This is a genomic window from Phycisphaerales bacterium, from assembly GCA_016699835.1.
In the GTDB taxonomy this organism is placed as follows: Bacteria; Planctomycetota; Phycisphaerae; order Phycisphaerales; family UBA1924.
In genome coordinates, this window is the sequence record CP064987.1 from 149,644 (window position 1) to 175,654 (window position 26,011).

A 26,011-nucleotide genomic window follows, 5' to 3' on the forward strand; every position below is an offset into this window, starting at 1 on the left:
ATGAAGGCCCTGACGGACATCCTCCGCGCCGACTCGGCGTCGTCCTTCAGCGACGTGTGGTACCGCGTCGCCGACGCAAGGCCGCGACTGGGCGCGCAAGGCCAGGTGATCCGGCAGCGGGCACGCGGGCGGCACGTCTACGTCATCGAGGACCCGGCGAGCGGGAGTTTCTTCCAACTCAACGAGGCCGCGTACTTCTTCGTCGGGCTGCTCGACGGCACACGCACGGTGGACCAGGCGTGGGCCGCCTCGTCGGTGCAGATGGGCGACAGCGCCCCCACGCAGCGCGAGTGCCTCGAGATCCTCGGGAAACTCCAGTACTTCAACCTGCTCACGGGCGATCAACCACTCGCGAGCGACATGGTCGCGCTTCGACAGGCCGAGGCCTCGCGCACGGCCCTCAAGCGCCGCACCGGGTTTGGACTCTTTGCCACTATTCCCGTTCATAATCCCGAGCATTGGCTCGAGGCCACGAAGTGGCTGTGGCGTGGGATCTACTCGCCGATCGGCCTGGTCGCGTGGATCATCGCCGTTGGCTTTGCCCTGTACGCCGTCTCCACGCAGCACGGCGAACTCGGGGTCTTCGGCTCGCTTAACAACGTCCTTGATCCGTCGAACCTCCTCTGGCTGGGAGTTGCCTTCCTCGTCCTGCGCACCGTCCACGAGTTGGGGCACGCTACCGCCTGCAAGGCGATGGGCGCCCGCTGCACCGAACTCGGCGTCATGCTGCTGCTCGGTGTGATTCCGTTTCCGTATTGCGAGGCCTCCGATGCGTGGCGGCTCCCCAAGGCGTGGCGGCGCATCCTGGTGTCGTCCGCCGGGATGCTCGCCGAGACCTTCCTTGCCGCGATCGCCGCGATCCTCTGGGCGCGCACCGATCCGGGCACGCTCCGCACCGTGCTCTTCAACGTGATGGTGATCTCGGGGTTCACGACGCTGGTCTTCAATCTCAATCCGCTCCTGCGATACGACGGCTACTACATCCTCAGCGACCTCACGCGGACGCCCAACCTCGCCCAGCGCGCCCGAGAGGTCTGGGTGTATCTCGTCGAGCGTCTCGCCTTCGGCATGAAGGGCATCCGTCCGCCCACGCTCCGCAGCGTGGGCGAGTTCTGGCTGCTCGTCATCTATGGATTCCTCGCCGTCCCCTATCGCCTCTTCGTCTCCTTCGGCATCGTCTATGTCGTCTGGCAGAATCCGGCGTACCTCACGCTGGGCGCGGTGCTTGCCGCCGTCGCCGTCGTCGCGTTCTTCATCTGGCCGATCCTCAAGGGCGCTGGATACGTCCTTGGCTCTTCCAGGCTCGTGGGGCGTCGGCTCCGCGCGGTCACCGCGAGCCTGCTGCTCGTCGCGCTCCTGGGCGTCGTCGTCGGCGTGGTCCCCATGCCCGCGAGCGTGACCGCGCCCGCCATCGTGCGGGGCGAGGTCGAGGCGCCCGTGCGTGCGGGCGAGAGCGGCTTTGTCGCCGAGGTCGTCGCGAGACCCGGCGCGAAGGTCAAGGAAGGCGACGCGATCCTCCGCCTGACCAACGACGCGCTCGTTGCCGATGTCGCCGCCACCGAGGCGCGCGTGCGCGGCGCCGAAGCCTCCCTCATGGACGCGATCACGCGGTCGCCCTCGGCAAAGAGCGTGGCCGAGGCCGAACTCGCCCAGGCCCAGGCCCAGGTCGAGCGTGCCCGGGCGCGGGTCGCCGATCTTGTCGTCCGCGCTCCCGCGACTGGTGTCCTCTCGACCACGATGTCCACCAACCTGGAGGGCACGCCTGGCAGATTCATCGGCAAGGGCGCGCTCCTCGCGATGGTGATCTCCGCCGATCGCCCTGTTGTGCGTGCCGTCGTCTCCGATCGCGACCAGGCCTACGCCTTTCCCAGGGGCCTCTCCCTCGACGAGGCACGTCCCATCGGATGTGCCCTGAAACTCCGAGGCGAGTCGTGGCGCAGCGTTCCCCTTCGCCTCGACCGGTTTGCCGGCATGGGGAGCCGCGATGTCCATGACGCCGCCCTTACCGTGCAGGCCGGCGGCGACATCGTCCTCGACCCCACCGCCGATCGCGCTCAGACCCTCGTCCCCCAGTTTGAGGTCGTCCTCGCGCCGATCGACGCCGCATCACTTCCCATCGGGCAACGCGGGCGCGTGCGGTTCTCGCTGCCGAACGAGCCGCTCCTGCGCCAATGGACGCGCCGCCTCCAGCAACTCTTCGGCGTGCGAGGTTCGGCCTGACCCACGCCCGAGATGCCTGCCCGAGTGACACTCCGATGACGACCCTCACCCACGAACTCCGCGATCGGCTCTCGGGAAGGCCCCAGACGTCCGTGCCGCAGCCTCGCCTTTGGCGCGCCCTGGCCGAGCGATCTTCTCGTGAGCAGGTGACCCGCGGGGCGGACGTGTTTGGCGAGGCCAGCCTTGGAGTTATGGCGAGATGGCGTGCAAAGCGCCTCCCGTGGGCCGCCGCCGATCGTGTCATGGGCATGGCGAAGGAGTACATGGGCCACAGCGACGCCGCTCTTGATGCCGAGGTTGAGCGTGTGCGTGAGGCCTATATCGCGAGCCAGAATGACCTCGCGCACGTCGAGCGTGCCTTTGCGCTTGGGTATGAGGCTATTCGTCGTGAGTTGGGGCTCTCGCTCCATCGTGTCCAGGTGGTCAGTGGGCTGCTGCTCTATCGCGGGGCGTGCGTCGAACTTGCGACCGGAGAGGGCAAGACCGTCACGGCGATCCTCCCCGCCGCCGTTCGGGGTTGGCAGGGACGGGGCGTGCACGTCGTCACTGTGAACGATTACCTCGCCCGGCGTGATGCGGAGACGACCGCGCCGGCGTATCGGCGGCTGGGCGTGCGCGTCGGCTCGGTGCAGGACGACAGCACCTCCAGCGATCGACTGGAGGCATACTCCCGCGATGTGACGTATGCCTCGGACAAGCAGGTGATTTTCGATCACCTCCGAGATCGCATGGCCTCGCCGATCGCGCCGCGTCTTGCGGGATTGCTTCTGGAGCAGGCGGGCGGGCGTGTCTTTCGCGCGGGCTGGGCTTCTCGTGTCGTGCAGCGCGGGCTCGCGTGCGCCATCGTGGACGAGGCCGACAGCGTGCTCATCGATGAGGCGATCACTCCCGCGATCCTCAGCCAGGCGACGAGCACCGACGAGGGCGACAGTGACCACATCCGAGCTGCCTCGTTGATAGCGTGGGAACTCCGGGAAGCCGAGGACTATGAAGTTGATCGCCGGCTTCAACGTGTTCGCCTCACCGACGCCGGCCGCGCTCGCGTGGGGTCCATGGCCGATCGTCTTCCCGCTTTCTGGGCCGGCCCGCGACGCCGCGAGGAACTCCTGGTCCAGGCGATCACCGCGCGCGAGTTGTACATCCTCGGCACCGACTACGTCATCACCGACGGCAAGGTCCACATTGTGGATCGCTCCACAGGGCGCGTCCTCCCCGGGCGACAATGGCAACTCGGCCTCCACCAGGCCGTCGAGAGCAAGGAAGTCGTGGACATCACGCCGCAGACCGTGACGAGCGCCCGCTCGAGTTACCAGGCGTACTTTGCACGATACTCGCGTCTGAGCGGCATGACGGGGACGGCTCGCGAGGTCGCGGGTGAGTTGTGGAGGTGGTACCGACTCGTCGTCGTCCGCGTGCCGACGCACAAGCCTGTTCGCCGCGTGCACCGCGCCGATCGAGTGCTCGCGACCGAGGAGCAGCGGACTGCGGCCGTCGTCGCGCGTGTCGCCGAACTCGCGAAATCCGGGCGGCCCGTGCTCGTCGGCGCGCGCACCGTTTCGGCCTCGGAATCGCTGGGCGAGCGCCTGCGACAGGCGGGGATCTCGTGCCAGGTGCTGAACGCGACTCGTGAGAGCGACGAGGCCGGCATCGTTGCCGCGGCCGGGCAACAGGGCGCGGTGACGGTGGCCACGCCGATGGCCGGTCGCGGGACCGACATCGCGCTGGACCAGAAATCGCGCGAGGCCGGTGGGCTCGCCGTCGTGGCCACCTCACGCCACGACGAGAACCGCGTGGATCGCCAGTTCTTTGGGCGTGCCGGACGCCAGGGGGACCCTGGGTCGGCCGAGTGCTTCATTTCCCTCGACGACGAGTTGTTCGCCCGGCATGGCTTTCGCCCCCTTGTCGGGCTTGCCCGGCGTTCTCCCCCGGGCTTGCGCGACGTTCTTGGCCGGCTTGCGCGACGCCTTGCCCAGCGATCCGCCTCGGGCGCGTGGGCCTCCTCGCGAGCCGAGACCGCACGGGCCGAGGCCTGGCAGGAGATGGCGATGCCCGTCGTCACCCGCTGAGTTGGCCGGCGAACTCCTACGTTTCTTTTCTCCGCTCACCCCGCTGCACACACTCTCGAAAGGAACTTCTGTCTTGCCCATCAACGTCGTCATCGTCGGTGCGAGCGGGTACAGCGGCGTGGAACTGGTCACTCTCCTCGCCGCCCATCCCAGCGTCTGCATCGCCGGACTCTTCGGCTCTGCCAAGCGTGAGGGCGCGCCCGAGGCGTATTCCCACCTCTTCCCCAGGCTCAAGGGCATCGTCGACCTTCCCATCCGCGCCAGCGACCCCGAGGCCATCGTCGAGTGCAAGCCCGACTTTGTCTTCCTCGCCACGCCCCACGAGGCGAGCCTCGAACTCGCGCCCAGGTTGCTCTCCCGCGGGACTCGTGTGCTTGATCTCTCAGCCGCGTTCCGCCTCAAGGACTCCTCGCTCTATCCCAGGCACTACGCGTTCGATCACACGCACCCGCACCTGCTTCGCGAGGCCGTGTATGGCCTCCCCGAACTCTTCCGCGACGCGATTCGTGATGCGCGACTGATCGCTGTTCCGGGGTGTTACCCCACGTCGGCGATCCTCCCTCTCGCCCCACTCGTGAAGGCCGGCGCCGTCGCCACCAACCCCGCGACGGGCGCGCCGCGATTGATCACGATCGACTCCACCAGCGGCGTGAGCGGCGCGGGGCGTGCCGCCAGCGTCAAGAACCTCTTCTGCGAGGTCTCGCAGCAGGCGTATGGCGTCCTCTCCCACCGGCACAACCCCGAGATAGACGCGTACTCGGGAAGTCCCACGATATTCACGCCCCACGTCGGGCCGTATGAGCGCGGCATCGTCTCCACCATCCACGTCGATCTCGCGCCGGGCTGGAACGCGTCGCGCGTCGAGGAGACGCTCGGCAAGGTGTACGACCTCGAACCATTTGTCCGTCTGTTGACGCGTGAGGGACGCACCGTGCACTGGCCCAGCGTGCTCGGCGTCCGCCACACCAACTTCTGTGACATCGCGTTCGCGGTTAGCACCGGACACGCACGGCTGGTCCTCTCCAGCGCCCTCGATAATCTCGTGAAGGGGGCCGCGGGCCAGGCTGTTCAGTGCCTGAACGCCGCCGCCGGACTCGACGAGACCACGGGCCTATTTTCCCGCCACATCGAGGGACACCACACCCATGCCTGACGCTCCACACCCTGCACCCCTGGTCATCAAAGTCGGCGGCGCGCCGCTCGAGGACGAGTCCATCGCGAATCTCCTTGCTGCTTCCATTGCCGCGCTCGCACGTCGCCGAGCCGAGGCACGACAGGGCGGCGTCATACTCATCCATGGCGGTGGCAAGGCCGCCGATCGAGTCCTCGAGGCTCTCGGGTTCGAGACGATCCGTCGCGACGGCATTCGTGTCACGCCCCCGGACCAGATGCCCCTGATCGCCGGCGTTCTCGCGGGGATCGTGAACAAGCGTCTCGTCGGTCGGCTTCTCGGCGAGGGTGCGCGGGCCGTCGGGCTTTGTCTGGGGGATGCGGGCGCGATCCAGACCCGCGTCACCCGGCGATACCCGTTCAATGCGGGGCGCGTCGGCGATGTCGTGATTCCGGAGTCACCGTTGCCTCCGAACAACCTCCTCCACGTGCTTCTTCGCGAGGGGTTCCTCCCGGTCGTCAGTTCCATCGGGCTCGACGAGCAGGGGGAGTTCCTGAACATCAACGCCGATGACGCGGCCGCCGGGCTGGCTCGCGCGATCGGCGCGCGCGAGGTGATCCTCATGTCCGACGTCCCCGGCGTGCTCGACGAGAAGAAACGCCTCATCGACGCCCTCAACCCCTCTCGGGTCGCCGAGTTGATCGCAACGGGCGTGATCTATGGCGGGATGGTCCCCAAGGTCCGCGCCGCGCTCGAGGTCGCCGCTGGCGCCCACGCGACCGTGGTCATCACCTCCGCGAGCGATCCGCTTGCCATTCGCGCTCTGGGCGAGGGTCAACCCACGGGCACACGCCTCACCGCGACGTGAATCCCGCTACGATTCCTCACCGGCACAGGCGTGGATCGCCTGTGCTTTTTCCGTCTCTGGGACAGGCTCGCCCGCCACGAACCGAAACTGCACCCGTCGAATCCGAACTACGCGCGACATGACCACCTCGATCCCCAGACTCGACTCCTTCCAGGGGCGCGACCTCCTCGACCTCTCGCGACTCTCGCGTGAGGACGTGCTCGTGCTCTTCCGCCTTGCGCACTCGATGAAGCGGGATCCGTCGGCGTTCCGCGATGCCCTCGCCCATCGCTCCATCGTTCTCATTTTCGAGAAACCCTCGCTCCGTACACGCCTCACCTTCGACCTGGGCATCCACACCCTCGGCGGGCACAGCGTCACCCTCGACCACTCCAGCGGCGGACGCCTTGGCGAGCGTGAATCGATCAAGGACTACGGACGGAACCTCGAGCGATGGTGCCACGCCGTCGTCGCCCGGGTCTATAGCCACGACGCCCTCGCCCAACTCGCGGGGCACTGCGACAAGCCCGTGATCAACGCGCTCTCCGATCGTTTCCACCCCTGTCAGGCGCTCGCGGATCTCTTCACGCTGTGGGAACCGAAGCAATCGCTCGACGGCGTCACGCTCACCTACGTCGGCGATGGCAACAACGTCTGCCACTCGTTGATGGAAGCCTGCGCCACCCTCGGCGTCCCTATTCGCGTCGTCACGCCCAAGGGCTACGAGCCGCTACGCGAGATCGCCGACTCGTGCGCGACCATCGCGAGACACACCGGCGGCACGCTCACCATCACCAATGACCTGGGCGCCGTCCGCGGCTCGACGGCCGTCTACACCGACGTCTGGACGAGCATGGGCCAGTCCGCCGACGGTGCGCTCAAGCGTCACGAGGACTTCACGCCGTACCAGGTCAACGCCACTCTCATCGCCCTCGCCTCCGAGGGGCTTCCTGCGGCTTCGCCACGAGCCGCGTTCATGCACTGCCTCCCCGCCAAGCGGGGCGTCGAGGTCACCGACGATGTGATCGATGGCGTCCATGGACCATCGCTTGTCTATGACCAGGCCGAGAACCGGATGCACGCCCAGAATGCGCTGCTGGCGCTCACGCTCGCCCCCCGCTGACGCCGCAAGTCCACACGCCTCGTAGGATTCCACAACATTTCGAACTCATACTGCACGCCGCACACGAGGCGACGACCGACGAAAGAAGATCACCCATGAGCACGCCCAAGAACCGCATCGCCCTCGCCTACTCCGGCGGGCTCGACACCTCCTGCATCGTCCCCTGGCTCAAAGAGAACATCGAGAACGCCGAGGTCGTCTGCGTCGTCGGCGATGTCGGGCAGGGCTCCGACGAACTCGCCGGCGTCGAGAAGAAGGCCAAGGACTCCGGCGCTGTCGAGTGCCACGTCGTGGACCTCAAGAAGGACTTCGTCGACGAGTTCGTCATGCCCACGGTGATCGCCGGCGCGATGTACGAGGGGCGATACCTCCTCGGCACGTCCATGGCCCGGCCCATCCTCGCCCGCGCCCAGGTCGAGGTCGCGCGGAAGACCAACTGCACCGCCCTCGCCCACGGCTGCACGGGCAAAGGGAACGACCAGGTCCGCTTCGAGAGCACCTATGCCGCCCTTGCCCCCGATCTCCCGGTGATCGCCCCGTGGCGGATGGACGCGTGGAAACTCTCGGGGCGATTGGCCATGCTCGACTACCTCAAGCAGCGCCACATTCCCACGACCGCCAGCGCCACCAAGATCTACTCGCGCGACCGCAACCTCTGGCACATCAGCCACGAGGGCGGTGAGATCGAGAACCCCTGGAACGCGCCGCCCGACGACGCGTGGATGCTCACCGCCGACCCCAAGGACGCACCCAACACGCCAGAGGACGTCACGCTGACGTTCGAGTCCGGTCGCCCCGTCGCCCTCAACGGGAAGAAGGACGAGGCATGGAAGGTCGTCCTCTCCCTCAACGATCTCGCCGGTCGCCACGGTGTGGGGCGCGTCGATCTCGTCGAGAATCGCCGCGTGGGCATGAAGTCGCGCGGACTCTACGAGACCCCCGGCGGCACTGTCATCGTCGAAGGCCTTCGCGCCTTGGAGGAACTCACGCTCGACCGCGAGACGCTCCACTACCGCGAGCACGTCGGCCTCACCTTCGCCGAACTCGTCTACGACGGCCGCTGGTTCACGCCGCTGCGCGAGGCGCTGTGGGCGTGTGCCGAGTCCATCGCCCGCCCCGTCACGGGCGAGGTTGTCGTCCGCCTGTACAAGGGCACGGCCACGGCGATCAAGCGGCAAAGCCCCAACTCCCTCTACGCCGAGAAGATGGTGAGTTTCGAGGGCGAGGACGTCTACAGCCAGAAGGACGCGGGCGGTTTCATTCGCCTGCTCAGCCTCCCCGAGCGGATCCGGGCGCTGAAGAAAATGGGCAAGGCCAGGTAGGCATCAGGGATCGGGCATCGGGCGTTTGGGAATGCAACAGGAAAAGACCGGCATGACTCCACGTCTTCCCAAGTCGCGCCTCGAGGCCTTCAGCGACGGCGTGCTCGCCATCGTCATCACCATCATGGTGCTGGAGATGAAAGCGCCACATGCCGCGGATGGAGCGGTCCCCGCGATCGGCGATCTCAAGCCCGTCCTCACCAAGTTCATCGCCTATGTCATCAGTTTCGTCTACGTCGGCATCTACTGGTCCAACCACCACCACCTGCTCCACGCGACGCGCGCCATCACCGGCGGCACGCTCTGGGCGAATCTCCACCTGCTCTTCTGGCTCAGCCTCATCCCCTTCACCACGAGTTGGATGGGCGAGACCCATTTCGAGAGCGTCCCCGTCGCGGTGTACGGCATCAACCTCCTCGCGTGCGCCGGATCGTGGGACATCCTGCGGCGGCTGCTCGTCAAGCACCACCCCGCCGACAGCGAACTCGTCCGCGCCATCAAGCAGGGCACGAAGGAGTGGATCAGCCTCGCGCTCTACGTCTCGGGCCTGCTCGCGTCGCTCCTTCTCGATGGTGACGCCGGTCGGGGTGGGTATGGGCGCTGGATCGCGCTCGTTCTCTACGCCATCGTCGCCGCGATCTGGCTGGTGCCCGACCGCCGCATCGAGCGGGCCATGGCGTCGCACTGACTCGACGGCCACGACCTTGGTGCTCACTTCGACGTGAAGCCGCCGTCGACCTTGAGGTCCGTGCCGGTGATGAAACTCGCCTCGTTCGAGCAGAGCCAGACGGCGGCCCTGGCGACCTCGTGGTCCTGGCCGACGCGGCCGATGGGGTGGAGGCTGGTCATGTACTTCTTCGCCTCCTCGCCGCCGAGCGCGTCAAGGAACCGATCGGCCATCTCCGTCTCGATGACGGCGGGCGAGACGGCGTTGATGCGGATGCCGTGCTTGCTGTACTCGAGAGCGGCGGACTTGGTGAGGCCGAGGACGGCGTGCTTGCTGGCGACATAGACGCCAAAGCCCTCCATGCCACGGCTGCCGGCGACGGACGCGTTGTTGACGATCGCCCCCCCGCCCCCACTGCCACCCCCCGCAACGCTCTTCAGAATCGCCGGGATCTGGTATTTCATGGACATGAGCACGCCCAGGACGTTGATGTCGAAGACGTGGCGAAAGTTGGTCTCGGTCTGCTCGGTCGTCGGCGTGGCGAGGGCGCCCTCGACGCCGGCGTTGTTAAAGGCGTAATCGAGACGGCCGAAGCGCTTGACCGTCTCGTCGACAACGCGCTTGCTGTCGGCCTCGATCGCCGCGTCGGCGCGGACGTACATCACCTCGCCGAAGCCGTTGGCCTTGCCGCCCAGCGCGTTGATCGCGTCGGCGACGGCGTTGCCCTCCTTCTCGCGGCGTCCGGTCAGCACGACGTTCGCCCCGGCCCGGGCGAAGAGTTCAGCCGCGGACTTGCCCATGCCGCTGGTCCCCCCGGTCACGATCGCGACCTTTCCCGCCATTGAACCCGACAACGATCCCATGCCCATACCTGATGCGCTCGCCATGACTCGCTCCTTTGACTCGTGTGTTCGCCCTCGCCTGAGGGCGTGGGGTTGAGATGCGGGCGGATTCAGAGAGGTTTCACGCGTTGTGTCGCATTCGAGAGGGCGGGCCCCGTCTTCACACACCACAAACACACGACGGCTAGCCTTCCCCCATGAAATCCACCGCGACCACCGTGAAGGAGTATCTCGCATCACTGCCCGAGGACCGCCGCGCCGCGGTCGAGGCGATCCGGACGGTGATCCTCAAGAACCTCGACAAGGACTATGAGGAGGTGATGCAGTACGGCATGATCGGGTACGTCGTGCCGCATCGCGTCTTCCCGCAGGGGTACCACTGCGATCCGAAGCAACCGCTCGCGTTCGCGGGTCTCGCCTCGCAGAAGAACTACATCGGGGTCTACCTGATGGGCCTGTACATCGAGGCGGGTGGTGGAGCGGCGAAGGACGCGGGCGATGAGGAAGGGTGGTTCCGCGCAGCCTGGGCGAAGACGGGGAAGAAACTCGACATGGGCAAGTGCTGCGTGCGCTTCAAGCGGCTCGAGGACGCCGCCCTGGATGTGATCGGGGAGGCGATCAAGCGGATGCCGGCGAAGAAATATCTTGGGTACTACCTGAGGAATCTGGAGACGCAGCGCGGGGGCAAGGGAAAGAAGGCGAATGCCAAGGGCACAGAGGGGAAGGGGAAAGACGCGGAGGGGAAGCGTGGGAAGAAGGCAAGTGCGAAGAGGTCGGGCGTGAAGAATGCGGCCGCGAAGAGCGTGGCGAAGAAGACCTCGAAGCGAGTGGTGAAGAAGGTGGGGACGACAACGGGGAAGACGGTCGCGAAGCGGACGGCGGCTCGATCGCGTGCGGGGCGATAGGCCAGCGAGTGTGTGGATCGTGCGGTCGCGTCACTGGCCGAGACGGTTGACGACGAAGTCGGTGCCCTTGTTCCCTTCGTAGAGCGCCTTGTAGCGGTCCTTGCCCCGGACGTCGTGCCCATCGTTGTCGAGGCCGTCGTTGCCGACGGAGTAGATGAGGTAGCCAACGGGCATGTCGTCGTCGGGGCGGGCGAGGCGGTACTTGAAGGTCTGGCCGGTCCACGGGTCGATCGCGGCGACGACGACCATGGGGTCGAGTTCACCAAGTGAGGCCGGGAGATGGCCGGCCTTGATTCTGAACCGCTCAATGGCAATCGCGAGACGAACCGCCGCGAACTCTTGTGTGAGTTGGTCCTCGGTCGAGAGCCATTTGCCGTAGGGCAGAAGAAAGAGGTCAACAGTGCTATTTCTTGCTGGAGCCGAGAGCTGTGCAAGTTCGTCTGGAACGCGGTTCGCACGCTCGTGACGTGGAACCTGTTGTACAGCAACAAGTGCGGCCATGTACTGTGAGAACTCCGCAACATTTTCTCCGGCAGTGCCAAGCCGCTTCCTTCCCCTGACAATCGAATACGAATCTACGAAGTGTGATGCGTTGTGCTTGTCGCCTGCATATGCCCGTGCCACTGCATCTGCGAACGTGATTTGAAGCCCTTCGACGACATGGCCGAAGGGAGCACTTGGTGTGCCATAGTCCATACCTCGTGCAATCATGTCAAGCCATTTCGATTCCACTTGGTGCTCGAACGCCGTCGCCACCATCTGGTTTGAGAAGTTGTCCAACACGAGCCCAACGAGTCGCTCGATAGATGTGACACCCGTACTGACGAGTCGCGCAAGGTGACGAGTGCCCGTGTATGCAGCCGTAAACTCCTCCAGATCGCCGGCCTTGACGGCGAGTCTCGCTCTTGCGAGATTGACGCGTCCAAGAGTCCGTATTTTCGTGAGCAGAGGCAGCGACGTGTCCAGCATGCCAAACTGAGAGTTTGCGTCATGCACATATCGTGATGTTCCACGCGTCGCAAACGCTACCTCATCGACGCGTCTGATGAGCCCAGCATTTCTGTATTCGTTGATACACCGCTCCGCCAGTTCTTGCCCCCTCCAACTCTGATCGCCCTCTCCCTCAACAGGCCGAGATCCGAGGTCCTTTCCCACGAGGGTGAAATCGGGCTTCAGAATCGCCTCGCCATCTTCGGGCTTCCACAATTGGGAATCGATCTCCTCAAGATCCTCGGCAAGGTCCGCCATCGCCTCCCACACGTCGAGATCGTTCGGCCCCGGCAACGGCACATACTTCTGCTCAAGCGCGTCGAGCCTGGCCTGACACTCCTCGATCGTCGGCACCGGCGCCTCCGGCCCGCGTGTGAAGTACACCCACGCCACAAGGCCCAGCGGAACGGCGATGACGAGCAGGACCACGCCCAGAATCACTTTCTTGGTTCGACTCATACCCCATTGTTTGCCTTATACGAAGTCCCAGCCGTCCACAGGCGTCCCTTCCCTCTTCGCGTTCCTCGTGTACCATTCCCATTCGCCCGAGACCCGAGTGGGCCGTGGGCGGCCGATCCTGTTCATGTTCACGAGGAGACCACCCATGCGTCGCTCCCTTCGTTCCACGTCCGTGCTCGCTTCCATGACCGCATGTACCTTGGGCCTTGCCGGGATGCCAATTGGGGCGATGGCCCAGTTCACGCCCTCGACACCCCCGGCTGTCACCACTCCTGCCGGAGTCGCCGCCCCACAGAACGCCCCCGGCATGCCCTCGCTGGATTCCATCTTTGACAACGCCGCCAAGGCCCTCGGCGGCAAGAGCGCGATCGAGAAACTCAAGACCATGCACGCCAAGGGCAACGTCGAGTTCGCCGGGCAGAAGATCCTGGTCGAGCACTGGTGGTCCAAGGCCGGCGGCCGAATCTCCAAGACCTCGCTCCCGGGCATGGGCGAGATGACCAGCGGGACCGACGGCACGGTGTATTGGACCAACTCCATGGCCGGGTACACCATCGTCAGCAAGGACGAGGCCGATGCTGCGGGCGGGATGTCCGGGATGCACATGGGCATCCTCGATCCTCGCCTCTTTGCCAAGGACCAGATCAAGACCATGGCCGTCGTCGGCAAGGAGCAGTTCCGCGACGCCGAGTGCTACAAGGTGAAGCAGACCAAGGGCGGGCAGGACACGTTCATTTACTACAACGTGAAGACGGGAATGCCGATGGGCTTCGAGTCGCCGGCGAACGGCATGCAGCCGCGCATGACCATGACCATCGACGAGTGGAAGACCATCGAGGGTGTGAAGTTCTTCCACCTGCTTCGGATGCAGGGGACGGACTCAGGGCCGGAACTTCCTGATGGGATGCGGGCGACGCCCTCGATGGGCGAGGTGAAGTTCGACACCATCGAGGTGAACACGGTCAAGGACGACGTTTTCGCCCTGCCGGATGAGGTCAAGGCCCTCGCCAAGGACGCGGCGGCGGGCGGGGGGGCGGGTGGCGAGATCGCGCTCTCGGATCTCTCCGCGGAGCAGCAGAAGCAGGCGACCGAGATGGTCGAGAACCTCAAGAAGTCGGGTGTCGACGGCACCAAGGGCGCACTTCCGAGCCTCGAGCGTGCCGCGAAGATGATGCCCGACAGCACGCCCCAGAAGAAGATGTTCCAGTACGTCGTGCAGGAACTGCAGAAGTTCGTCGCGGGCAACGGTGGCTGAACAAAGACGTCGCCGCGCCACAGAGGGAGCAATCGGAAGGGGGAACGACTGGCACCTACGCGGAACCGGGGAATCCCCGATAATGTTGCGCGTGATTGTCGTCGTTCCTGTCGGGGCGTCTCGACAGGTCTGGCCGATGAATGTCGCATGACCCATCGCGGGATGCGGACGAGTCACCTGCCACCCAGATCCCCCACCCTCACTCCACGGAGCCTCCATGCGTCTAGGCGTCGTCTCTGAACGCCGGGCCGGCGAAACGCGAGTCGCGCTGGTCCCCGAGTCGGTCAAAAAACTCAAGGCCCTGGGTCACGAGGTCGTGATCGAGGCCGGCGCGGGCGAGGGCGCCGCGTTCGCCGACGCCCAGTTCGCCGAGATCGGGGCGAGCGTCGAGAGTTCGCGTGCCGGCGTGCTGGGGGCGTGTGACCTGCTCGCGGGCGTGAACGCGCCCGACGAGGGCGACATCCGTTCCCTCCGCAAGGGGGCGATGGTCCTCGCGTCGCTCTTTCCGACGCGGAACCTCTCGCTTGTGGGCGCGATGGCCGAGGCTGGCGTGACCGCCTTCTCGACCGACGCCATCCCGCGCACGACCAAGGCCCAGGCGATGGACACCCTGAGTTCCATGGCGAATATCGCCGGGTACCGCGGCGTGTTGCTGGCGGCGACGCATCTGGGCAAGTACTTCCCCATGTTCATGACGGCCGCGGGGACCGTGCTCGCCGCCAAGGTCTTCGTCATCGGCGCGGGTGTCGCGGGTTTGCAGGCGATCGCGACCGCTCGGCGCCTCGGCGCCGCGGTGAGCGCCACGGACGTCCGCCCCGAGGTGAAGGAGCAGATCGAGAGCGTCGGAGCGAAGTATGTCGGGATCGAGTTGAAGGAATCGGCCCAGGCCGGCGGCGGCTACGCCCGCGAACTCAGCGACGAGGACAAGGCCCGCCAGCGAGAGTTGCTCGCCGAGCAGTGCGCGATGAGCGACGTGGTCGTGACCACGGCACTCATCGGCGGCGTGACCGCGCCGCGACTGATCTCCAAAGCCATCGTGGAACGCATGAGGCCGGGTTCGGTGATCGTCGATCTTGCGGCGGACGGCGGCGGCAACTGCGAGGTCTCGCACCCCGGCGAGACCGTTCGGCATCACGGCGTCTCCATCCTCGCCCCGACCAATGTTGCCGCGGGCATGCCGACCCACGCGAGCCTCTTGTGGTCGCGGAACCTGACCAGTTTCATCTCGACGTTCACCCGTGAGGGCGTGATCGCGCTGGACGGATGGGACGCGGCGAGCGCCGAGATCCTTGCCGGCGCCATGATCACCCACCAGGGACAGGTGGTGCACGCCCGAACCAAGGAGGCCCTGCGGCATGGAGCCTAAACCAGTGACCACAAGCACCACCGAAAGCGTGCAGACGCACGAGACCGCCGCTCCACCAGGGGGCCACGCTTCATCCGGAACCACAAGCACCACGCTCGTCGGGCTGCTCTTTGTGTTCATGCTCGCCACGTTCATCGGGCTGGGCGTGATCCGGCGTGTGTCGAGATTGCTCCACACGCCCCTGATGTCGCTGACCAACGCCATCTCCGCGATCGCGGTGGTCGGGGCGATCCTCATCGCCGGCGGCAAGGACTATCCCACATGGGTCCGCGTGCTCGGAGCGATCGCACTCTTTGCGAGCATGACCAACATCGTCTCGGGGTTCATGATCACCGACCGCATGCTCAAGATGTTCAAGCCCGCGGGCAAGGGCGCCGCGTCAACGACTGCTGGAGGGACGCACTCGTGACCCTCCCACTTCTTCTCGGCACGGGCGTTGCTTCGTCCGGCGCGCTCATCGAACTCTCGTACCTCGTGGGCGCGGCGATGTTCATCCTCTCGCTGTATTGGATGAGCGACCCGAAGTCGGCACGACGCGGCGTGCACGCGGGCATCGTCGGCATGACGATTGCCGTCCTCGCCACCTGGGCCAAGCCCGAGGTCTCCGAACATCTGTGGATTCTGATTCCCCTCGCCCTTGCCGTTGGTCCGGGGGTGTGGCTGGCGAACGTCCCTCTGACGGCCGTTCCTCAACGAACGGCGCTCTCCCATGCCTTTGGTGGGCTGGCCGCGGGACTCGTGGGCACGGCGAAGTTCTTCTACTGGTTCCAGAACGAGCCGGAGATGCTGACGTCTTTTCGCGTCGGTGCCATCGTCTTCGAGGTGCTGCTCGGGTTCCTGACATTCACGGGTTCATTGATTGCTGCGGGCAAACTCCAGGAGTTCCGCTGGATCCCGCAGAGGCCGTGGGTCTATAAGGGGCAGTCCGTCGTCAACGCGATCGCGTTCCTCGCGGCTCTGGGTCTGGGCGTCGCGCTCGTCGTCGATCCCCACGCCGCCCACGCGCCGTGGCTCTTTGCCGGGCTTGTCTTCCTCGCGTTCAACTTCGGGTGGATGCTCGTCATGCCGATCGGCGGGGCGGACATGCCGACGGTGATCGCAATCCTGAACGCCTATGCGGGCCTAGCCGCCGTCGCGATGGGGTTCGTCCTCGACAACAAACTGCTGATCACGGCCGGGGCGCTCGACGGATCGTCGGGGTTCATCCTCTCCATCATCATGTGCAAGGCCATGAACCGCTCGTTCACGAGCGTGCTCTTCGGCGCCTTTGGACAGGTGACCGCCTCGTCTGCTGGTGGAGAGCAGAAGCAGTACAAACCCGAGACGCCCGAAGACGCCGCGACAATCCTCGGCGAGTCTTCCCTCGTCGTCATCGTCCCCGGGTACGGCATGGCCGTCGCTCAGGCCCAGCACAAGGTCCGTGAGTTGTACGACGCCTTGAAGAAACGCGGGGTGACCGTGAAGTTCGCGATCCACCCGGTTGCCGGGCGCATGCCCGGGCACATGAACGTGCTCCTCGCCGAGGCGGAGATTCCGTACACCGACCTTGTCGAGATGGACGAGATCAACCCCGAGATGCCCCAGTGCGACGTGTGCCTTGTGATCGGTGCCAACGACGTCGTGAATCCGGCGGCTCGCACCGAGGCCTCCAGCCCGATCTATGGGATGCCCATCATCGACGCCGACAAGGCTCGCACCGTTTACGCGATCAAGCGCAGCAAGAACCCGGGCTTTGCAGGGATCGACAACGAGTTGTACTTCCTCGAGAAGACCCGCATGATCTTCGGCGACGCGAAGGCCGTCGTCGGCGAACTCGCGCGGGCGCTCTCGGGGTCATCGGGGATGCACTAAGACTTCAGACCTGGCTCAGGAATCGCAGGTCGTTCTCGAAGAGCATGCGGATGTCGGGGATCTTGTACTTTCCCATTGCGAGGCGTTCCATCCCGAAGCCGAACGCGAACCCACCCCACTCCTCGCTGTCGACGCCGCACGATTTCAGCACGTTCGGGTGGACCATGCCGCAGCCGCCGAGTTCGATCCAGCGTGGCTCGGCATCGGGCGTGAGGCGGACGAGGATCTCGAACTGGGCGCTCGGCTCGGTGAAGGGATAGAACGTGGGCGTGAAGCGGATCTGGGCGTCGTCGCCGAAGTATGCCCGGACGAACTGGAAGAGCGTGGTCTTGAGGTCGGCCATGCTCAGGTTCCGGTCGATCGCGAGGCCCTCGATCTGGTGGAACATGAAGGAGTGCGTCGCGTCCACCGTGTCCGGGCGATAGACACGGCCCGGCGCGATGATGCGGATCGGGTGCTGGAGTTTCCCACCGCCCTTGGCGACGGCGTCCTCCATCACGCGAATTTGCACGGTGCTTGTCTGCGAGCGGATCATCCGCGGGCGCTCGACCTTGGCCGGATCGTCGATATAGAAGTTGTCCGCCGGCTCGCGCGCGGGGTGCCCGGGGGGGATGTTGAGTTTCACGAAGTTGTGGTCGTCGTCCTCGAGTTCGGGCCCCTCGGCCACCTCGAAGCCCATGCGGGCGAAGACCTCGACCAGTTCCGCACGCACGCGCGTGATGATGTGCGGGCGGGCGGGCATCGCGGCGAGCGCCAGCGCCGGTTCGGTCATGTCGATCTGCTCGGGCGCGGCCTTTGGAGCGGCGTCGGTGGCGGCCTTGCGTGACTCCAGCGCCTCCTCGAGGGCGGCCTTCGCCGAGTTCAGTCGGGCGCCCACCGCTGGCTTCTGGTCTTTGGGAACGTCGCGGAGGCGGGCGAGCATCCCTTTGAGTTTTCCGGAGTTTCCGAGATAGGCCAGACGCCAGGCATCGATCGCATCGGCGGAGTTCGCGCCGGCGAGTTCCTGGAGGGCCGTCTGTTGGAGCGAGTCGATTTCCTCAAGCATCGGGCGAGTTTAGGGATGAGAGGCACTTGGGAATAGGCATCTGGCATTGGGCAACAGGCATCTGGCGCGGGGAGGAGGAAAGCGAATTACAGAGCATCCGCACTCTCAAAAACAGACTCGCCCGCGGAAGTCGCGGGCGAGCCGTTGGATCGGTGTTCAGGACGAAGGATTAGTTCGTCTTGGACTCGCTGCAGCAGCCCGAGGCCTTGGCCTTGACGGCGCCCATGCTGCCCTCGGAGCAGGACGTGCCGCAATCGGCCTTGTCGCCGCAGGACGAGCCGCAGTCGTCGGCCTTGACCGCGCCGAGTGAGGCCTGCTTGGTGTCCTTGCAGTCGCACTCGCAGCCGGTGAGGGCGCCGAGGGCGAGGAAGAGTGCCGCGACGCCGAGGGTTGCCTTACGCATGTTCGAGACTCCGTGGTGTGATACGTTCGAAATCGTCCACACCCGACCATCGGGCCGTGGACTTAGAAATAATACCCTTGAAACGGGGAGTTGGTTCCCGAAAGTATCTGAGAACTGTTAGGACTTTGCGGTCTCGCCATCTTTGCGGAGTTTGGCGGCGAAGGCCGTCCGCTTATCGGCGATGCGCCTGCGGGTGCTGGGCTTGCCGCCGATATCCGGGCCTTCCTCGTTGCCGACGAGTTGGATCACGCAGAGTTCGCCGCCGTCACCGATGCGGTGGCGGCCGAGTTTGACGATGCGGGTGTATCCACCGGCGCGATCGGCGAACTTGGGGGCGACGTTCTCGAAAATGTGCTTCACAACGCTCGGGGCCTTGCGGAGTTCGCCGTAGCGATTCCGCTCGACCTTCGAGGAATCGGGGAGCGGGAAGAAGCCGGAGGTGAACTCGCGGAGGCGCTCGACGTGCTCCTTCTCGGCGTCGGTTGCGTTCTTGGCGACATAGAGCCAGTCGAACCCGCGACGGTTGCCGCCGAGTTTCGAGGCGACGAGGCGGCGGGCGTGCAGGTCGCCGCGCTTGGCGAGCGTGATGATTTTCTCGACCATGGGCTGGACGGCCTTGGCGCGAGGGATGGTCGTGGTGATCTGCCCGTGCTCAAAGAGTCCCGCGGCGAGGTTGCGCAGCGTGCTCGTGCGGTGGGCGGTGGTACGGCCGAGTTTGTATCCGGCTTTGCGATGGCGCATGGGTCCGACTCCGAACTAACCCCCACCAAATCGGATGGGGTCGAGATAATAGGCTCTCGGACCGGTTTCGGCCCGGAGCCGTTGAAGACGAAAAACAGGCTCAGGCGGGGATCTCGGGCTTCTCGACGTGCATCCCCTCTGGGAGTTCCATGCCCAGGTCCAGCCCGATGTCGGCGAGTTTGCGCTTGACCTCGCGGAGGCTGGTCCGGCCGAAGGACCGCAACTTGAGCAGGTCGGCGTCGGACTGGCTGACGAGTTGGGCGACCGTCTCGATCCGGGCCGACTCGAGGCAGTTGCTCGCGCGTACGGAGAGTTCGAGTTCCGAGAGGGACATGTTGAGTTTCCGCATCAGTTCCTCATCGACGCCCGAGATCGCGACGACCTCGTCGCTGACACGGTCCTCACCCAGGTCGAAGTACTGGATGAAGGGATTGAGGTGCTTGCGGAAGATCTTGGCGGCCTCGACCATGGCCATCTCGGGCGTGACCGTGCCGTTGGTCCAGATCTCCATGATGAGTTTGTCGTAGTTCGTGCGCTGCCCGACGCGGGTCTCCTCGATCTTGTAGCGGACGCGCTGGACGGGGGAGTAGATCGCGTCGACGTGGATCAGGCCGATCTCCTGCTCCTCGGTGTGCATCTCGTTCGCGGGGACGTAGCCGCGGCCCTTCTGGACGTGGAACTCCATCTCGAAGTCGCGCGCGTCGGTGAGGGTGGCGATCACCAGGTCCTTGTTGAGGATGGTGATGGCGGTGTCGGCCTGGATCATGTCGGCGGTGATGACGCCGGGCCCGCGGGCCGCGAGGCGCATCGTCTTGGGTTCGTCGCCCTCGAGTTGGACGATGAGGTTCTTGACGTTGAGGACGATGTCGGTCGCGTCCTCCATCACGCCCGGGAGCGAAGAGAACTCGTGCTGGGCGCCCTTGATCTTGATCGCGGTGACGGCGGCGCCCTCCAGGCTCGAGAGCAGCACGCGACGGATCGAGTTGCCGACGGTGGTACCGAAGCCCTTCTCGAACGGCTCGACGGAGAGGCGGCCGTACACCGTGCTCTTGAACTTGGGATCGAACTGGACCCGGCCGGGGAGTTCGAGCCCACGCCAACGGAAACGAGTGGTCATGTGAGAATCACCTTCCCAGCGACTCGGCCGCACGAGGGCGGCAGGCCTGAAACCCCGGGGTCACGGCGAATTGCACCCGGCTGGGACGAGCGCGATGCCTTCTGCACCCAGAGCAATAAACCCCGCACACGAAACGTGTGTGAGGTGACGAAAACGACTTAGACGCGGCGACGCTTGGCGGGGCGGCATCCGTTGTGGGGTACGGGCGTGTGGTCCTCGAGAGCCGTCACGCGGAGGCCTGTAGAGACCAGGCCGTTGACCGCGGACTCGCGACCCGAGCCGGCGCCGTTGATGCGGACCTCGATCTCGGACATGCCCATCTTGCGGGCCTTGGACCCGGCGGACTCTCCCGCGCGGGTGGCGGCGAAGGGTGTGCTCTTTCGCGCGCCCTTGAAGCCCATGGTGCCGGCCGAATCCCAGCAGACCGTCTCGCCGTTCATGTCGGTGAGGGTCACGATGGTGTTGTTCTGGGTGGCACGAATGTGCGCGATGCCGCGCACGACGTTCTTGCGGACTTTGGCTTTCTTGGCCATGGATTCCTCCGCGGATCACTCGGCCCGCGATGGGCCGTCCCCGCATGTCGATCGATTCGCCCGGCGACCACCGCCGAACGACAGATTCACTTACTTCGCCTTGACGCCCTTCTTGCCGGCGACGGTCTTCTTGCGCCCCTTCCGCGTGCGGGCGTTGGATTGTGTGCGCTGCCCACGGCAGGGAAGGCCCTTGCGGTGGCGGTCGCCACGGTACGAGCGGATGTCCTTCAGGCGCTGCACGTTCTGCTGCACCTGGCGACGCAGGGCGCCCTCGACGACGTAACTGGTGTCAAGGATCGCGTTGATCTGGGCGAGTTTCTGCTCGTCCACATCGCTGGCGCGGGTGTTGCCATCCACGCCGGCCTCCGCGAGGATGTCGGCGGCGAACTTCTCGCCGATGCCATGGATGTACTGGAGGGCGTAGAGGATCTTCTTGCGATCCGGAACGTCGATACCTGCGATACGCGGCACGTGACTCTCCTTGGGGGCGAGGGGCTTAGCCCTGGACCTGCTTGTGCTTGGGCTCGGTCTTGCAGATCACCCGGATCTTGCCCTTCCGGCGGACGATCTGGCAACCCGGACAGATTCTCTTGACGCTGGCTTTGACCTTCATGGGAAACACCTTTGGTGGTGAGATTTCGGGTCGAGATAGTAGCCCCGGGCCTGCGCAGAGTCACGCCCGAATACGGGCACAACTCGGCAAACTCGAGACCAGAAAGGCCTGGATAGGCCACGGGTAGATCCAGACTGGCCTGAATGTTGGACCTAGTACCGGAACGTGATCCGGGCCTTGGAGAGGTCGTAGGGGCTCATCTCGACCATCACCCGGTCCCCCGGGAGGATCTTGATGTAGTGCATGCGCATCTTGCCGGAGACGTAGGCGAGGACCTCGGTCTTCTGCTCGTTGGGGAGGCGGACCTTGAACATGGCGTTCGGGAGGGCCTCGATCACCTCCGCCTCGAACGAGAACTTGTCATCCTGCTTGGCCATACCGGGTACAGATGCTCCGTCTACGAACACCGCGTTCCGACCGGGCACGCGCCCGTCCGGAGAGTGGTTGGAAAATGGTCGGACAAGCATACGCCTGCCGAGGGGAGAAGGCCCCAGTGGTCAATGAGACGGGTCGGGAACACGACTCACGTGGTCGAGACCCCGGCCAGGCGAGGGCCGTCGTCGTCACCACCCGAGAGGAACCCGGCGTAGTTGCGCATGAGGAGGTTCGCCTCGATGCGTTGGAGCATGTCGAGCGCGACCGAGACCACGATGAGCAGGCCCGTCCCGCCGAGGAACTGGGTCACGATCATGTTGATGTTGAAACTCTTGTAGACAACGACGGGGATGACGGCGACCAGCCCGAGGAAGGCCGCACCGACGTAGGTGATGCGTGTCATCACGGTGTCGAGATATTCCGCCGTACGCGGGCCGGGACGCAGGCCGGGGATGAATGCGCCGCTCTCTTTGAGTTGCTTGCTCATGTCCTCGGGGTTGAACTGGACGTTGATCCAGAAGTAGGAGAAGAAGTAGATGAGGAGGAGTTCGAGGACGATGTAGACGAACTGTCCCTGGGCGAGCGCGTCGCTGAAGAAGAACATCAGGTTCTTGATCCAGGGCGCGATGTCCATGGTCTGCGTCTGGGTCTTGAGTTGGGCGAAGATCACCGAGGGGAAGATCATCAGTGAACTGGCGAAGATGATCGGCATCACGCCACCGTGGTTCACGCGGAGGGGGAGGTAGCTCTTCTGTCCGCCGAAGACGCGCCGGCCTCGCGTGTGCTTGGCCTGCTGGATCGGAATTCGACGCTGCGCAACGGTCATCAGCACGGTGGCGGCGACGATCCCGACAAAGCCGGCCACCAGGCACACCAGGCCAAGCCAACCCATCTTGCCCTCTTCACCGGGCTGGAAATCGGCCATGAGCAACTTGGCGGCGGCGGGCATGCTGGTGAGAATACCGGCCATGATGAGCAGCGAGACGCCGTTGCCGATCCCGAACCGATCGATCTGCTCGCCCAGCCACATGAGGAACATCGTTCCGCCGACCATGGCGGTGACGGCCATCACCCACCACAACGGGTTCGATGAGGCCATGGGATAGATCATGCCTTGACTGTTCAGGAAGGCGAGGTATCCGATGCTCTGGAAGATGCTGAGGAGGACCGTCGCGTAGCGTGTCCACTCCATGATCTTCTGGCGCCCGACTGGACCTTCTTCCTGCAGGCGTTTGAGGGCCGGGAGGACCGAGGCGAGCAACTGGAAGATGATCGATGCCGTGATGTAGGGCATGATGCCCAGCCCGAAGATCGTCGAGCGGTCGAGCGTCCCGCCGGAGAACATCGAGACGAACTGTGCGGCCCTGGCGAGCGCTCCGCCCGACTGCGACTCGTGCGCCATCGACTTGACGATCTCGGAGTAGTTCGCGCCGGGCATGGGGATCCAACTCCCGATGCGGAAGACGGCGAGCATGCCGAGCGTGAAGAGAATTTTGTTCCGCAGTTCCGGGACGCGGAAGACGTTGATCAACGTCTTGAGCATGGTTCGAACGGCCCTTTCCGATGACGACCCGGCGTGTGTGGCTCAGCGCGATGCGACCGGGCAATGGCCAAGCCGGGTGGGATGGTATGAGTTGGGATGCCGACGAGTGAGCGTGGAGAGCGTGAGTCCCAAGAAAAACCCGAGCGTGTGCTCGGGCTTGGAGTGGGCGATGGTAGGCGTTCGGTCGGTTGGGAGCGAGTTTCTATCGCAGGCCGCGTGTTACTCGGACGCGGCGGCGACGGCCTTGACCTTCACCGGACGATTGAGTTTCTTGGTGAGTTTCTTGGGAGTCTTGTCTTCGGAGTTGCGATCGATCCCGCGGACGACGTCGCGCCGCGTGCCGGTCTCTTTGACCGAGCCGCCGGCATCGACGATGAGCTTGCGAGCCGGGGCGGAGACGCGCGAGGCCTCGACCTGGAGTTTGGCCTTGAGGCCCTGCTTCTTGTCGATGTTGCCGAGGATCTTGAGGTCGCGGCTGTCGTCGCGGACGAGGCCGGCCTTGATGAGCGAGGCGGTGTTGATCGCGCCGCCCTTCTGGAAGTCGGGGTGGGCGACGATGTCGCTCAGGTTGACGGTCCAGAACTGGGTCTTGAACTGGGCGTTGGTGAAGCCGAACTTTGCGAGGCGGCGGAAGTATGGCATCTGCCCGCCCTCGAAGGCCTTCTTGGCGGCGTTGCCGCTGCGGCTGCCCGCGCCCTTGTTGCCTCGGCCCGACTGCTTGCCGTGGCCGCTGCCCTCGCCCCGGCCGACGCGCTTGCGCGCCTTGTATCGGCCTGCTTTGGCGGTGATTTCATGGATCATCATGGGACTTCACTCCGACTCGTAAATGCTGTGTGACTGTGAATCGATGTAGAGGCGTTAGTACTGGGACTCGCCCGAGGCCGGCGCCGCGCCCTCGGCGGGAGCCTGCGCGGCAGCCTCGGCGGCTTGAGGAGCGCCGCCACGACGACCGCCCCCACCACCACCCGGACCACCGCGACGACCGCCGCGGCCGCCACGACGCTCCTGGCCGACGGTATTGACCGGGCCCTTCTTCTCGCGCTTGACGTTCGTCGAAGGCATGAAGCGCTTCCCTCGCTCGATCTTGACCTCAATGTCCGTCTGGCCCAGATCCTGGCGACGCAGCGAGGCGACATCGGCTGCGACTCGGAGTTGCTCCAGGCCATCGAAGACGGCCTTGACGCTGTTGCGCTTGTTGGTCGAGCCGAAGCACTTCGTCAGGCAATCGGTGACGCCCGCCATCTCGAGGATGGCGCGGACCGTGCCGCCGGCGACGACGCCCGTGCCCGGCGAGGCGGGGATCAAACGGACCTGCGACGCGGCGAACTTCCCCTGCACTTCGTGCGGGATCGTCGTGCCGACCATGGGGATCTCCACCATGGCCTTGCGGGCGTACTTCTGGGCCTTTTCCACGGCGGCGGGAACTTCGTTCGATTTCCCGTAGCCGAAGCCGACCTTGCCGCGGCGATCGCCCACGATGACGAGGGCGCCGAAACTGAATCGGCGGCCGCCCTTCACGGTGGTCGAGGTGCGGTCGACGGCGAGGGTCGTGGACTCGATATGAGATGATTCGTCGAGGATCTCAGGCATGGCTTTGCTCAGCGCGAGGCGTTCGTGATCGTGGTGCGATCCGTGGTGATTCGTGTCCTTAGAACTTCAGGCCGGCCTTGCGGGCGCCCTCGGCCAGGGCCTTGACTCGACCGTGGAAGCGGAAGCCGCCACGATCGAAGGCGACGTCGGTGATGCCCTTCTCCTTCGCACGCTTGGCGAGGAGTTCCCCCACTTTCGCGGCGGCGGCGGCGTTGCCGGTCTTCTTGTCCAACTTCAGATCCGTGTCCGATGTGGACGCGGCGACGATGGTGTGCCCCTTGAGGTCGTCGATGACCTGGGCATACATGTGGTTGAGCGACTTGAAGACGGCGAGGCGCGGGCGCTCGGCGGTCCCGGAGACCCGCTTGCGGATGCCGATCTTGCGGCGTGCTCGGCGGACGGATTTGTTCGTGCTCTTGTCCATGGTGGAACTCGTGTGCTTTCTGGCGTGTGATCCGGCGGCTTACGAGCCGAACTGCTTGCCCTGCTTGCGGCGGATGGTCTCGGTGGTGTACTTGATCCCCTTGCCGTTGTACGGCTCGGGCTTGCGGAGGGACCGAACAGAGGCGGCGAACTGGCCGACGGCCTGCTTGTCGAACCCGGCAACCTTCACGAGTTGCTTGTCGACGGTGACGTTGAGGCCCGTGGGAATCGGAACGGTCAGCGTGTTGGCGAAGCCGACGGTGAGTTTGAGGGCCTTGCCGGCGAGGGCCGCTGTCCAACCAACGCCGACGACTTCCAGGGTCTTCTCGTAGCCCTTGGTGACGCCCTCAACCATGTTTCGGATGTGGGCGCGGGTCGTGCCCCAGTGGGCGCTCGACTCGCCGGTCTTGTCGTTCGACTCGACGACGACGGACTTCTCGCTCTCGGCCCAGGTGACCTTCACCGATGGATGGACGTTGAGGTCGAGTTTGCCCTTGGGCCCCTCGACGGTGACCTTCTGGCCCGCGACGTTGATCTTCACGCCGGCGGGGATGGTGACGGGTTTCTTTCCGATTCGAGACATGGTCGTCGTGCTCCTACGCGT

Annotated in this window: 26 protein-coding genes; 11 read left to right on the plus strand and 15 right to left on the minus strand. The window is 65.1% G+C overall.

What is annotated here, in order from left to right; translation table 11 throughout:
• The 6 genes from IPK69_00600 (at position 1) to IPK69_00625 (ending at position 9,377) form a co-directional block, all read left to right on the plus strand.
• Positions 1–2,220 carry a hypothetical protein gene (locus tag IPK69_00600; protein ID QQS09165.1) on the plus strand — a complete coding sequence of 740 codons (2,220 nt, stop codon included), beginning with the start codon at positions 1–3 and terminating at the stop codon, positions 2,218–2,220.
• A 1,884-nt stretch (positions 2,221–4,104) separates the two neighbouring features.
• On the plus strand, positions 4,105–5,439 hold the full coding sequence (gene argC / locus IPK69_00605) for an N-acetyl-gamma-glutamyl-phosphate reductase (GenBank protein ID QQS09166.1): 1,335 nt from the start codon (positions 4,105–4,107) through the stop codon (positions 5,437–5,439).
• On the plus strand, positions 5,432–6,265 hold the full coding sequence (argB, locus tag IPK69_00610; protein QQS09167.1) for an acetylglutamate kinase: 834 nt from the start codon (positions 5,432–5,434) through the stop codon (positions 6,263–6,265). Before argC ends, argB begins: the two co-directional genes overlap by 8 nt.
• Positions 6,266–6,383: 118 nt before the next feature.
• Positions 6,384–7,367 (plus strand): ornithine carbamoyltransferase, encoded by a 984-nt coding sequence (gene argF / locus IPK69_00615; GenBank protein QQS09168.1) that lies wholly within the window; start codon positions 6,384–6,386, stop codon positions 7,365–7,367.
• Between the two features lie 95 nt (positions 7,368–7,462).
• On the plus strand, positions 7,463–8,689 hold the full coding sequence (locus IPK69_00620; GenBank protein ID QQS09169.1) for an argininosuccinate synthase: 1,227 nt from the start codon (positions 7,463–7,465) through the stop codon (positions 8,687–8,689).
• Positions 8,690–8,741: 52 nt separating this feature from the next.
• The gene (locus tag IPK69_00625) at positions 8,742–9,377 is read left to right on the plus strand and encodes a DUF1211 domain-containing protein (GenBank protein QQS09170.1); all 636 of its coding nucleotides are present in this window, start codon (positions 8,742–8,744) and stop codon (positions 9,375–9,377) included.
• 23 nt (positions 9,378–9,400) lie between these two features.
• Here the strand turns inward: IPK69_00625 and IPK69_00630 are convergent, their stop codons facing one another.
• Complete coding sequence (locus tag IPK69_00630) at positions 9,401–10,219, minus strand: glucose 1-dehydrogenase (GenBank protein QQS10377.1); 819 nt, start codon at positions 10,217–10,219, stop codon at positions 9,401–9,403.
• A gap of 176 nt (positions 10,220–10,395) precedes the next feature.
• Here IPK69_00630 and IPK69_00635 point away from each other — a divergent pair, with 176 nt between their 5' ends.
• The gene (locus IPK69_00635; GenBank protein ID QQS09171.1) at positions 10,396–11,103 is read left to right on the plus strand and encodes a DUF1801 domain-containing protein; all 708 of its coding nucleotides are present in this window, start codon (positions 10,396–10,398) and stop codon (positions 11,101–11,103) included.
• 30 nt (positions 11,104–11,133) lie between these two features.
• Here the strand turns inward: IPK69_00635 and IPK69_00640 are convergent, their stop codons facing one another.
• A complete protein-coding gene (locus IPK69_00640) occupies positions 11,134–12,552 on the minus strand; it encodes a hypothetical protein (GenBank protein ID QQS09172.1) in 1,419 nt (472 codons plus the stop codon).
• A 184-nt stretch (positions 12,553–12,736) separates the two neighbouring features.
• Between IPK69_00640 and IPK69_00645 the strand changes: the two genes are divergently transcribed.
• The 4 genes from IPK69_00645 to IPK69_00660 all read left to right on the plus strand — a co-directional run bounded on the left by IPK69_00645 (position 12,737) and on the right by IPK69_00660 (position 17,024).
• Positions 12,737–13,807, plus strand: coding sequence for a hypothetical protein (locus tag IPK69_00645; protein ID QQS09173.1), 1,071 nt, complete (start codon positions 12,737–12,739; stop codon positions 13,805–13,807).
• Between the two features lie 217 nt (positions 13,808–14,024).
• Complete coding sequence (locus IPK69_00650; GenBank protein QQS09174.1) at positions 14,025–15,173, plus strand: Re/Si-specific NAD(P)(+) transhydrogenase subunit alpha; 1,149 nt, start codon at positions 14,025–14,027, stop codon at positions 15,171–15,173.
• Positions 15,163–15,582 (plus strand): NAD(P) transhydrogenase subunit alpha, encoded by a 420-nt coding sequence (locus IPK69_00655; protein QQS09175.1) that lies wholly within the window; start codon positions 15,163–15,165, stop codon positions 15,580–15,582. The genes IPK69_00650 and IPK69_00655 overlap by 11 nt, the downstream gene beginning before the upstream one ends.
• The gene (locus tag IPK69_00660; protein QQS10495.1) at positions 15,579–17,024 is read left to right on the plus strand and encodes an NAD(P)(+) transhydrogenase (Re/Si-specific) subunit beta; all 1,446 of its coding nucleotides are present in this window, start codon (positions 15,579–15,581) and stop codon (positions 17,022–17,024) included. The genes IPK69_00655 and IPK69_00660 overlap by 4 nt, the downstream gene beginning before the upstream one ends.
• Positions 17,025–17,028: 4 nt before the next feature.
• Here the strand turns inward: IPK69_00660 and pheS are convergent, their stop codons facing one another.
• The 13 genes from pheS to rplF form a co-directional block, all read right to left on the minus strand.
• Positions 17,029–18,069 (minus strand): phenylalanine--tRNA ligase subunit alpha, encoded by a 1,041-nt coding sequence (gene pheS, locus IPK69_00665; GenBank protein QQS09176.1) that lies wholly within the window; start codon positions 18,067–18,069, stop codon positions 17,029–17,031.
• Between the two features lie 169 nt (positions 18,070–18,238).
• Positions 18,239–18,472, minus strand: coding sequence for a hypothetical protein (locus IPK69_00670; protein ID QQS09177.1), 234 nt, complete (start codon positions 18,470–18,472; stop codon positions 18,239–18,241).
• A gap of 117 nt (positions 18,473–18,589) precedes the next feature.
• Positions 18,590–19,213 carry a 50S ribosomal protein L17 gene (rplQ, locus tag IPK69_00675; protein ID QQS09178.1) on the minus strand — a complete coding sequence of 208 codons (624 nt, stop codon included), beginning with the start codon at positions 19,211–19,213 and terminating at the stop codon, positions 18,590–18,592.
• Positions 19,214–19,313: 100 nt separating this feature from the next.
• Positions 19,314–20,330, minus strand: a complete 1,017-nt coding sequence (locus IPK69_00680) for a DNA-directed RNA polymerase subunit alpha (protein QQS09179.1) — start codon at positions 20,328–20,330, stop codon at positions 19,314–19,316.
• Between the two features lie 158 nt (positions 20,331–20,488).
• Positions 20,489–20,863, minus strand: a complete 375-nt coding sequence (gene rpsK / locus IPK69_00685) for a 30S ribosomal protein S11 (protein ID QQS09180.1) — start codon at positions 20,861–20,863, stop codon at positions 20,489–20,491.
• A 90-nt stretch (positions 20,864–20,953) separates the two neighbouring features.
• On the minus strand, positions 20,954–21,334 hold the full coding sequence (rpsM, locus tag IPK69_00690) for a 30S ribosomal protein S13 (protein QQS09181.1): 381 nt from the start codon (positions 21,332–21,334) through the stop codon (positions 20,954–20,956).
• 25 nt (positions 21,335–21,359) lie between these two features.
• The gene (gene rpmJ, locus IPK69_00695; GenBank protein ID QQS09182.1) at positions 21,360–21,476 is read right to left on the minus strand and encodes a 50S ribosomal protein L36; all 117 of its coding nucleotides are present in this window, start codon (positions 21,474–21,476) and stop codon (positions 21,360–21,362) included.
• A gap of 152 nt (positions 21,477–21,628) precedes the next feature.
• The gene (gene infA, locus IPK69_00700; GenBank protein ID QQS09183.1) at positions 21,629–21,853 is read right to left on the minus strand and encodes a translation initiation factor IF-1; all 225 of its coding nucleotides are present in this window, start codon (positions 21,851–21,853) and stop codon (positions 21,629–21,631) included.
• Positions 21,854–21,999: 146 nt separating this feature from the next.
• Positions 22,000–23,394 (minus strand): preprotein translocase subunit SecY, encoded by a 1,395-nt coding sequence (gene secY, locus IPK69_00705; protein QQS09184.1) that lies wholly within the window; start codon positions 23,392–23,394, stop codon positions 22,000–22,002.
• Between the two features lie 219 nt (positions 23,395–23,613).
• Positions 23,614–24,198, minus strand: a complete 585-nt coding sequence (gene rplO / locus IPK69_00710) for a 50S ribosomal protein L15 (protein QQS09185.1) — start codon at positions 24,196–24,198, stop codon at positions 23,614–23,616.
• Positions 24,199–24,252: 54 nt separating this feature from the next.
• The gene (gene rpsE, locus IPK69_00715) at positions 24,253–24,984 is read right to left on the minus strand and encodes a 30S ribosomal protein S5 (protein QQS09186.1); all 732 of its coding nucleotides are present in this window, start codon (positions 24,982–24,984) and stop codon (positions 24,253–24,255) included.
• A gap of 58 nt (positions 24,985–25,042) precedes the next feature.
• Positions 25,043–25,408, minus strand: coding sequence for a 50S ribosomal protein L18 (rplR, locus tag IPK69_00720; GenBank protein ID QQS09187.1), 366 nt, complete (start codon positions 25,406–25,408; stop codon positions 25,043–25,045).
• 39 nt (positions 25,409–25,447) lie between these two features.
• Entirely contained in the window at positions 25,448–25,990 is a 543-nt protein-coding gene (gene rplF, locus IPK69_00725; protein QQS09188.1) for a 50S ribosomal protein L6, read from the minus strand.
• Between the last annotated feature and the right edge of the window lie 21 nt (positions 25,991–26,011).

What these genes read in the sequence shown, in the direction of transcription:
- argC (QQS09166.1), top strand. Translation starts at nt 4,105, where the DNA reads ATGGCTTTCGCCCCCTTGTCGGGCTTGCCCGGCGTTCTCCCCCGGGCT.
- rplF (QQS09188.1), bottom strand. Translation starts at nt 25,990, where the DNA reads ATGTCTCGAATCGGAAAGAAACCCGTCACCATCCCCGCCGGCGTGAAG.
- IPK69_00645 (QQS09173.1), top strand. Translation starts at nt 12,737, where the DNA reads ATGACCGCATGTACCTTGGGCCTTGCCGGGATGCCAATTGGGGCGATG.
- IPK69_00620 (QQS09169.1), top strand. Translation starts at nt 7,463, where the DNA reads ATGAGCACGCCCAAGAACCGCATCGCCCTCGCCTACTCCGGCGGGCTC.
- IPK69_00625 (QQS09170.1), top strand. Translation starts at nt 8,742, where the DNA reads ATGACTCCACGTCTTCCCAAGTCGCGCCTCGAGGCCTTCAGCGACGGC.
- rpsK (QQS09180.1), bottom strand. Translation starts at nt 20,863, where the DNA reads ATGGCCAAGAAAGCCAAAGTCCGCAAGAACGTCGTGCGCGGCATCGCG.
- argF (QQS09168.1), top strand. Translation starts at nt 6,384, where the DNA reads ATGACCACCTCGATCCCCAGACTCGACTCCTTCCAGGGGCGCGACCTC.
- rpsE (QQS09186.1), bottom strand. Translation starts at nt 24,984, where the DNA reads ATGCCTGAGATCCTCGACGAATCATCTCATATCGAGTCCACGACCCTC.
- IPK69_00640 (QQS09172.1), bottom strand. Translation starts at nt 12,552, where the DNA reads ATGAGTCGAACCAAGAAAGTGATTCTGGGCGTGGTCCTGCTCGTCATC.
- rpmJ (QQS09182.1), bottom strand. Translation starts at nt 21,476, where the DNA reads ATGAAGGTCAAAGCCAGCGTCAAGAGAATCTGTCCGGGTTGCCAGATC.
- IPK69_00650 (QQS09174.1), top strand. Translation starts at nt 14,025, where the DNA reads ATGCGTCTAGGCGTCGTCTCTGAACGCCGGGCCGGCGAAACGCGAGTC.
- IPK69_00635 (QQS09171.1), top strand. Translation starts at nt 10,396, where the DNA reads ATGAAATCCACCGCGACCACCGTGAAGGAGTATCTCGCATCACTGCCC.
- infA (QQS09183.1), bottom strand. Translation starts at nt 21,853, where the DNA reads ATGGCCAAGCAGGATGACAAGTTCTCGTTCGAGGCGGAGGTGATCGAG.
- rplR (QQS09187.1), bottom strand. Translation starts at nt 25,408, where the DNA reads ATGGACAAGAGCACGAACAAATCCGTCCGCCGAGCACGCCGCAAGATC.
- rplQ (QQS09178.1), bottom strand. Translation starts at nt 19,213, where the DNA reads ATGCGCCATCGCAAAGCCGGATACAAACTCGGCCGTACCACCGCCCAC.
- IPK69_00630 (QQS10377.1), bottom strand. Translation starts at nt 10,219, where the DNA reads ATGGGATCGTTGTCGGGTTCAATGGCGGGAAAGGTCGCGATCGTGACC.
- IPK69_00670 (QQS09177.1), bottom strand. Translation starts at nt 18,472, where the DNA reads ATGCGTAAGGCAACCCTCGGCGTCGCGGCACTCTTCCTCGCCCTCGGC.
- IPK69_00680 (QQS09179.1), bottom strand. Translation starts at nt 20,330, where the DNA reads ATGACCACTCGTTTCCGTTGGCGTGGGCTCGAACTCCCCGGCCGGGTC.
- IPK69_00655 (QQS09175.1), top strand. Translation starts at nt 15,163, where the DNA reads ATGGAGCCTAAACCAGTGACCACAAGCACCACCGAAAGCGTGCAGACG.
- pheS (QQS09176.1), bottom strand. Translation starts at nt 18,069, where the DNA reads ATGCTTGAGGAAATCGACTCGCTCCAACAGACGGCCCTCCAGGAACTC.
- secY (QQS09184.1), bottom strand. Translation starts at nt 23,394, where the DNA reads ATGCTCAAGACGTTGATCAACGTCTTCCGCGTCCCGGAACTGCGGAAC.
- IPK69_00600 (QQS09165.1), top strand. Translation starts at nt 1, where the DNA reads ATGAAGGCCCTGACGGACATCCTCCGCGCCGACTCGGCGTCGTCCTTC.
- rplO (QQS09185.1), bottom strand. Translation starts at nt 24,198, where the DNA reads ATGATGATCCATGAAATCACCGCCAAAGCAGGCCGATACAAGGCGCGC.
- argB (QQS09167.1), top strand. Translation starts at nt 5,432, where the DNA reads ATGCCTGACGCTCCACACCCTGCACCCCTGGTCATCAAAGTCGGCGGC.